This window comes from Okeania sp. SIO2F4 (assembly GCF_010672385.1).
Classification (GTDB): Bacteria; Cyanobacteriota; Cyanobacteriia; order Cyanobacteriales; family Microcoleaceae; genus Trichodesmium.
The window spans coordinates 1-8,977 of sequence record NZ_JAAHGT010000360.1 but is presented as its reverse complement, the minus strand read 5'-3'; the positions used below and the strand labels follow the sequence as shown (position 1 = coordinate 8,977).

Annotated in this window: 5 protein-coding genes; all 5 read right to left on the bottom strand. The window is 39.9% G+C overall.

The window, feature by feature from the left end:
- Nucleotides 1–190: 190 nt before the first annotated feature.
- A complete protein-coding gene (gene selD / locus F6K22_RS21380; RefSeq protein WP_293102385.1) occupies nt 191–2,491 on the bottom strand; it encodes a selenide, water dikinase SelD in 2,301 nt (766 codons plus the stop codon).
- Nucleotides 2,492–2,677: 186 nt separating this feature from the next.
- On the bottom strand, nt 2,678–3,550 hold the full coding sequence (locus F6K22_RS21375; RefSeq protein ID WP_293102383.1) for a sirohydrochlorin chelatase: 873 nt from the start codon (nt 3,548–3,550) through the stop codon (nt 2,678–2,680).
- Nucleotides 3,551–3,859: 309 nt separating this feature from the next.
- Complete coding sequence (locus tag F6K22_RS21370; protein ID WP_293102380.1) at nt 3,860–6,139, bottom strand: hypothetical protein; 2,280 nt, start codon at nt 6,137–6,139, stop codon at nt 3,860–3,862.
- A gap of 318 nt (nt 6,140–6,457) precedes the next feature.
- On the bottom strand, nt 6,458–7,204 hold the full coding sequence (locus F6K22_RS21365; RefSeq protein ID WP_293102378.1) for a M15 family metallopeptidase: 747 nt from the start codon (nt 7,202–7,204) through the stop codon (nt 6,458–6,460).
- A gap of 557 nt (nt 7,205–7,761) precedes the next feature.
- Nucleotides 7,762–8,977 (bottom strand): IMS domain-containing protein (locus F6K22_RS21360; RefSeq protein ID WP_293102376.1); only part of this gene is annotated, 1,216 nt, incomplete at its 5' end.

The window sequence follows — 8,977 nt, the reverse complement described above, 5'->3', positions numbered from 1 at the left end:
AGAGTTAGATAGAATCCGATTGAACAGTCGTCCGCAGCGACGAAGCGGAAGCAATCTCCGCGCACCCATTAGATTGCTTCCTTTCACGAGTTCCAGTCGCTGCGGACTGGGGTATAGTAATTATCTAAATCTGATATGACATCATATTATCAGTTATCAGTACCTCTAGTTTCAGTACCTTATTTCTTGGTCAAAAATTAATTTGAATCGGCAGCATCCCTGTATCTAACAATAGCACTCGCCCAATAATTATGCTTTCAGAATATTCTTTTTGCAGCGCATTCAAACAAGCACTCGCAGACTCAGCAGGAACTGTAGCAAGTAACCCACCAGAAGTTTGCGGGTCAAACAACAACGGATAAAGAGGATGCATCCTCGCCTGTTCCCGATTTTGAATTGATGCAGATAGTCGCAGATTTTCTGGATACAGAGAACTAAAAATACCTTGTGACAAAGTTTCAGCTACTCCTGGCAACACAGGAATAGGTTCCATATCTAATTCCACACTCACTTTTTGCCCTTTCACCATTTCCAACAAATGTCCGACTAATCCAAATCCAGTTACATCAGTACAAGCAGTCGCACCATACTCTAATAACAACTGGGCAGCATTCTGATTAGAAACCAACATCGATTTAATAGCACTTTCAATCCAACGTCCCCTTGCTTTGAGACGCATATCCGCAGCAAATAATGTTCCTGTTCCCAAAGGTTTCGTTAATATCAGCACATCTCCCGGTTGCATCCCTCTATTGTGCAATAGTTTTTCTGGTGATGCTAAACCATTAGAGGTGAGACCAAAAGCAAGCTCCTCTCCCTCTGTTGTATGACCCCCTATTAAAACAGCACCCGATTGATTCAAAACTTCCGTTGCTCCCAATAACAATTGATATAAACTATCCTCCTGTTTGGTCGGAGAAGCATACGGAATAGTAGCGATCGCTAACCCACTTTGAGGCATCGCTCCCATAGCAAACAAATCGCTCAAACAATGATTAGCTGTAATTTTTCCCAACAAATATGGGTCATCCACCAACCCCCGAAAATAATCTATCGTTTGCACCATTACCTTATCTGTTGGCACCCTAAGCACCGCAGCATCATCAGGCGTATCTATACCAATCAAAATATCATCCCTCTGTATTTTCTGTGGAATTTTGTGCAGCACATTCTCCAAAACCCTACTACCTACTTTTGCTCCACAACCAGCACAGTGCATCGGGGAATCTTGTCTTTTGCCTTCTATCTTCTGCTTTTTGCCTTCCATTTTAAGATTAGAGAACTTATCCATAAATTTCCGATCAATGCGGTCTTTCCAACGCCAGAGAAACTGATGAGGACCAACACCTATTCTGCCACGGGAAGCGATCGCCCGTTCGTCACCAGTGCCAATCAAAATCAGGAATTTTTTCTGAGGTATAAATGACTTGAGCGGTTTTCCTAGGAGAGCGCGTTGGAGATTTTCAAACAAAGGTTGTCCCTGTCGCACCGCAAACACACCAGCTTTGGGGCGAGAATGATTTACCATTGTTGCCACATCTCCTGCTGCAAAAACTTGGGAATGAGAAATTGATTGTAATTTCTCATTGACTAAAATAAAACCTCTCGCATCTGTTACTAAACCTGCTTGTTGTAACCAAGGTGCTGCAGATGCTTGAGTCACCCAAAACAGAATATCGCATTCTACTTCCAACCCTGAGTCACAACGAACAATTTTGGGAGTATAACATGAAGAATGGGGCGTTTCATTCATCCGTGCATCCGTGGCAAAATCACTGTGAGCTGCCACCTCCCCAACATTTTCCTCTAAATGCAATACCACAGCGCGACTTTTGAGAATTTTCTCAACTTCCTTTCCTACCCAACGATGACGCTCGGGTAATAATCTCGTTCCCCGCTGAAATAAATGCAATTCCAAATTATCAGTAGGTTGTTTAGCATTGTGATAAATCTGATGTAGATGACTTTGCACCGCGAAAGCTAACTCTACCCCCCCAGCACCACCTCCCACTATTCCGATACGCATTTTCTGTGTGGGAGATGCGGAAACCATTGTAGTTATTTGATGCCAATAGGTGAGAAATTTTGATATGGGTTTGACGGCAATAGCATATTCTATTGCCCCCGGTACAGTTAAACTAGCAGGAGTGCTACCAATATCAATGGAAAGTAAATCGAAATTTACGGGGGGGCGGTTAGCACAGAGTATCTGATTTTTCTCCAGGTCTAGACCTATAGCGCGGTCTACAAATATTCTAGCGCCAGCGAATTTAGCGAGGGGGCGCAGATCGATGTGACATTGGTCGAAGTTGTATAAACCTGCTACATATCCAGGTAACATTCCAGAGTAGGGAGTGTGATATACATCTGTGATGAGAGTTAGTCTGACTCCTGGTATGGGGTTCATGGCAAATTTTCGGATAGCGATCGCATGGCTATGACCGCCTCCTATTAGCACTAAGTCTGTTTCTGTTGGTATGGATGATTTCATATAATTAGGGAATAAAGAATAGGGAATAGTAGGGACGTTGCATAACAAAAATGCGTTTCATGTCGCATAGCGAAACGTCCCTACGGAGTAAAAATGTAGGTTGGGTTGTAGCTTGCTTCCGCGTAGCGGTACGACAGTGAAACTCAACACGCGTGTTATGATTTGGGTTTCGTTCCTCAACCCAACCTACGCCTGACTAAAGTCTTCTTCCTTACTTGTTATCGAATCTGAAACCAACCTTGCTAACTCCTCTGTTGCACCAAGAGGAGTAGTCAGATGAAACTTAATAGTAGGATATATTTGAGAGAGTCGATCTATCGTATCGGCGATCGCATCAGTAATACCGCCATTAAACAGAAAGTAAGGCAAAATACCAATTTCTTGATATCCCTGTTTAACTAATATCTCAACCCTAGACTTGAGGTCAGGAGCAACAGACCAATAAGCAGTACACACCAAAACTTGGCAACTACTAGCGAGGGACTGGGCTATTTTTTCCACAACTTCATTACCACCGGAGCGACGACTACCATGAGAAATAAGTACCCAAGCATCCGCATTCACAGAACTTATTTTGCTCGCTAGTAGATTTACTATTTTTGGATGGGAACCAATATAGGGGCACAAATTGATTTTAACAGGGGTATTAATTTCTAATTTATTTTCAAGCTTCAAGTTACTCTTTTGTTGCTGCAAAACCATCTCTGGAGAAGCATTCTCTCTTACCTTCTCTTGGAATAGCTTTATTTCTGCAGGGATATCTTCTCTGACATGAACTCCCGGTAAAAGGAATAAAGGTATTATTTGCATTTGAGTAATGTCGAGCGATCGTGTATATTCCCAAAAATCTTCTATTTGTTGGTGTAAAGGTTTCGGTCCAAGTTCTAAAACCCCTGTAGTAATCACAGGAAATTTTAGTATATTGTTATGCTTCCTAAAATATTTACTTAAAGGTATTTGTCCAGATAAAAGTTCAGCTAGTTTATTTAATTCTAGCTTTGGTCGCGGGTCACGACTACCATGAGATACTAAGAAATATGTTGATAAGTAGTTAGTCATAAATAAGTCCTTTAGAAAATGAATTTAATATTTTGAATACCTACAAATATTATGATACAGGTAATTTATCTGGAAAGTTTCTCTAAAGGATAGCACGTTATTTTAAGTCTATGAGATTTCACCGCCACCCCATCTCAAACAATAGAAGCAGGACTTACGCAGCAACACCATATCTAGTAGGGGCAATTCGCGAATTGCCCCTACAGCGCGAATTGCCCCTACAGATGGTGTCCGATTTGATATCTTGCGTAAGTCCTGATAAGTTTGCTTTCAGGTTTCGTTAGTGGTATGGTTTTTTAGAGCGATCGCCTAACCTTGCACCTGTTCTTGGAGTCTTATTAGGAAACGGGCAAACTTTGCTGCGTCGCTGTAGCTCTCTAGCATAGTATTAGATACTTTAAAAATTTCAGACCAGCTTAATGTTGAATAACTCGCATACTCAGCATTTGAATATGCTGCCCTTGATAGGATTTTGCGATCTGTTAGCAAGATGCCGTCTTTAGCATTGTGATTTCCGCTAGTATCTATTAAAGCCAGAATTTTTTCTCCCGGATCGAGATACCCATACATAGACATGGCATTGTAAAGCTTGTCCAGAGGAATCGCAGGGGCTAGATAGAGGTCTTCGTGTTCGTACTTTTTGGGCAAATTTTTTTGAATGAAATGAACCAAGGGATCGTCACTGGGTTCGGTTAACATATAAGCAAGAGATTCTAGCTCCTTCAAGATATCGCGTTTTGACTTTTTGCCTTTAAGAACTGACCAAACAGCAAAGCCACTAACAAGTGCAACCAAAGCTACACCGCCAGTCATAACGCTTAATCCACCCAGAGCGGAGATGGTAGCAGTAATCGCTGCTGCACCCGATAGAGAACCTGCGACACCCAAAGCACCAGCACCAGTCCAAACAGCAAGGGCTACAGTTGCACTGGTTAACACTCCTACTGTTCCTGCAATTCCCAAGTTTACATAGTCTTTTCCGTCCATTCGGGTTAGTAGAGCAACTGACAGCAGTCCGGCAGCACCAATTAAGGCAGCACCACCAGTTACTACCACCAAGCCACCCAACATTCCCAAGCCTCCGGCAGCAACAGATCCACCTCCTAAAGTAGCTAAAGTTGCAGTGGTAGCAGCACTGCCAGTTAAACTACTGATAGCAACACCAGTTCCCGCTTTTGCTCCCAATACGCTGATAACGCTTGTTGTTGTAGGCACTAATGCTGCTGCTGCCGATGCTACATCTGACCCTTTCTGTTCAGTAACTAGCCCGACAAGTGCAAAAGAAGCCCATTGGTAACTTGGAGGAATGTCAGCTTTGGCGATGAGCCATTTCATCAATTTAGCTGCTATAGGTTTTACATATTCAGCAAAGTCTTGTTCCTCTGCTTTTTCCTCTGCTTCACTCAAATCTCTGTGGAATGTAGCTACTGCATACTGGACAACTTCCGCCTCGGTTTGTTCGTTTGACTCGCCGTTAACAGCTAGACTGTAAGCCAGATTGTAGATATGTTTTTCCTTGTCCGTGAGTTTGTTGCTGCTCTCGATCGCTTCCTGAAGGGGGTCTTTTTGCGAGTCACCTTTTTCACCTAAAACCCTGGCTACTAAATAAAGCGTTTTGCAGGTTTCTGAAATATCAGAATTTTCTATAAATCCATCTAGGGATTCTAAGGTTTTTTCCTCTCCGTCAGAAATTTTCTCGCCATTGCGAACTTTCTCCCAAACCGATAAATAGTCATCCTCTTTTTGACCGTTTAGTTTTTCCTTAATCAACTGAACGATAATAACGTCCACGGTAACTGCCTTAGATTTAGCACTTGCCGTTAAGTAAAGTTGCTTTAGTTGTTCTGGAACATTAGAACCTGCAACAATAGCATTCAAATCTGTTAGTGCTGCAAAATCTGGAACTGGTTCGCCAGCGCGAACGTATTGGTAAGTTCCTTTGATAGACTTTTTCCTCTTTTTGGCTAACTTAGATTTTGCCAAGGTATCTGCGATCGCCTCTTCTATTCCTTTCAAACGAGAATTGTTACTGGCGATCGAATACCGTTGGCTAATGTCTTCATCTAGTTTGGAAGATTCCATTACATAATCCAGCAGGTCTAATGCCACTAAATCTCGAACAAACTTACCATTTTCCAAAGATTCGTAAATGGTATGGCAACGGTCTTTCGTCAGTTCCTTTTTGATGAAGTTAGCTTGATTTATTTCCTCGTTAATACTGTCAGCAGTTGTTCCATTGGTATCGTAAAGAGTATGACAAATTAGAGTCACGTCGTTTCCTTCAAGACCGACCCTTTTAACTGTCAACTTGGAATTTTCTCTCAGTCGTCTGGGAATCTCAACCTTAACAGTATCTCCCGATCGCAAAGTAACACTTTGACTTCCACCCCATCGAGCAGCTTCAACAGGCACGAAAATTTGATACTTTTCTTCAAAGTTACCATTTACCGTATTCGCACTAGCACTTTTAGTTGCTTCTGGTAATAGTTCCATCGCTGCTAAAGAGACAACGCTAACAGCCGATAGTTTCATAAAACGTCTGCGATTTAGCTGGGAAATATCCCCATCGCTCATTTCAGTATTAGACATAATTCCTCGAAATTTAGTTTTGAGACTGAATTTATCCTAATCCTAATTTAGCATCTGGTAGTTGTCGGAATTGCCAATCTAAACTATCCTTTTGAAATTAATTTTCAGACATAGTTTAATCAAGCAATTTTTTTAGTAAATAATATTTGGGAACAGGGAGCATGGAATAGGGAAAAAAACATATTCTCTAGTCAGAATGAATATCTTTGATGCCATTTCTTAGTTCATAACTTATCTTAATTATTTTCCTGAATTTTAAAAAACTTTCAGGCTCTACTTTTGACACTGATAACTGGAATGAAAGATACTTTAAAAAATTTAAAACTTGGTATTTTTAGCATTAGCAAATATGGTTTTTGCTTCTGGCGAACCGATAAAACGCCAATGCCAAGGTTCATAACTAATACCTTGAGAATTATTGGGAGGAAATGACATTTCAAAGCCGTATTCTTGGGCATGAATTTTTAACCATTGAAAAGCTGTTGTATTTTCAAATTCTGTAGTTAAATCTAAATTCGGAAATCGACCATCTCCTAAATCTACAGCATAACCTGTATGATGTTCGCTATATCCAGGAGGTGCATTAAATTTAGCTGCTTGTTGTTCAGAACCTAATTTTTTTACTTGAGTCTTCCATAATATTTGTTGTTGTTGAATAGTTCTAAATCCTGAAATTACAATTATCCAAATTCCTTCGGTTCTACCCGCATATATTAACTGCATTAATTTTTGAGCAGCTTCTCGATTAAGTTGTTCAAAACGTTGATATTCATCTTTACCGTAACTACCAACTATCATCAATTTTTCGAGATTAGTTTCTGCATAAGGAAAGTGTTGTAAAAATGGTTGGTTATTAGCTAATTCTCGAGTTGGAATTGATTCTATAGAGTCATTTTTGATAGGATTTGATTCTGGTGAAGTAATAACAGTCGGAGTAGAATCTCTAACCACATTGGCAGGAAAAAAATGTATAGCTGATAGACCAACTATTACAACTATTGCTGCCATAAGAGTTCCCATGATTAATAGCTGTAATTTACTCAACAATTGACGCAAAATTTTCATGGCGTTGCATAATCTAGATAATTATAAATATTCACCCCAAACACTACTTGACTTGTTCCCTAGCGTTGCATATTTGTGGGATGAATTCTAGCCTTGGATAAAAAATAAGTATGAAGTATTTAAAGATAAGATTTACCTGTTCCAAAAAGATTCATCTCTTGATTCAGCAACGCCTGAATCCTTACCTATTAGACATCTCCAATAATAAAAAATAAAATCAATTATCGTACAGAAATTATCCATTATTTCCCCCTCCATACCTATTCCCTATTTTCTGGAGAGGTCTAATGAGGTACAACTGACGATCGGGAATATTTTTTGTCTATTCCCTATTCCCTAAAACCATAAACATAAGTACCTCATAACAGCGGGAAGTGCTGTATTTAGGGAATAGCAGAAAATAAATTATCCCAATTTTTCTACTAATCCCGTTAACTGGTTACTCCCTACTCCCTTACTTTTTCAATTTCTTCCCTCCGACCGTAGGGGCGATTCGCGAATCGCCCCTACTCCCTTATTTTCATAGCTAATGGAATAATTTTTTATTTGGAAGTCTCTTAGAGAGTACGAGAGTTAGATATTTTCCATTTACCTTCTATGAATTTTAAATTATAAATAATCGTCAGAGTTTTAAAATCTGTTTCATTAGGATCAATTTTGCCATTGCGATACAAACTATATTCTTCAGTAATTCTAACTTTGACAGTAGCACTTTCATTATTAGCAAAAAATTGTTCTATTGAGTCAAGTCTTTGCACGCCATATTTATAGTAAGCATTATTATTTTTTAGCCAATTAATTGAACCATTTGCTCCTGCTATTTTTTCATAAAAATCTCCTGTGGTTAATTCGTTGGCAATTTGGCTATTGTATGGAGGAGAAAACATTTTTTCTTTTGCTTCTAACCAAGTTTTAATTAACTTGGCAACTTCCGTATCTGTGATATATTTGTCTGTTTTGCTGAGGGAAGGTTGAAGTTTTTGAGACTTGGTTGAAGTTTTGGGAATGGGTGATGGAGAAGTTACTTGATTTGGATTGGTATTTGTTGCTGAAGGGTCAACTTTTTCTGGGGATTTATCTGTATAATTTTCTGTTTTGCTGGGGGAGGGTTGAGGTTTTTGAGACTGGGTTGAAATTTTGGGAATGGGTGATGGAGAAGTTACTTGATTTGGATTGGTATTTGTTGTTGAAGGGTCAACTTCTTCTGGGAGTTTATCTTTAGAAATAGAATTAACTAAAACAATTCCAATCAGAATAAATCCACCAATTATGCTACCTGTAATTATTGCTTTTTGCCAGTCTCTCATCTGACTAGCACTTGGTTTAGGAGTGGGAAGAGAAGAAACTACAGGTTGAGAAGGGTGTAAAGCTTCTGGTGGGGGCAATGTGACTAGGGTTGGTGCTGGTGAGGGAGCTTCTGAGACAGGTAGAAGGATGGGAGGTGGTGGAGACGGTACTGTGGGCGTCATCGCAGTTGGGCCAAAATTTAGGGCGTGAAGCATTTCTCCAGCGGTGGAGTAGCGATCGCTTGGGTTAGGTTGAATAACTCTATTTAAAATTTCTGTGAGTTGGGGAGTTATATTTGTTGTGAAATTTTCCCAGGGCAAATTTGTTGGTAACTGACTGGGATTTTTTCGTGTTAATAAATATATTGCTGTTAATCCTAAACTATATAAATCGCTGGCATAAACTGGATGTCCTGCTGCTTGTTCTGGCGGCATAAATCCTGGAGTTCCTATTACTATAGAGCGAGAGGGATTGCCTTTTGAATTA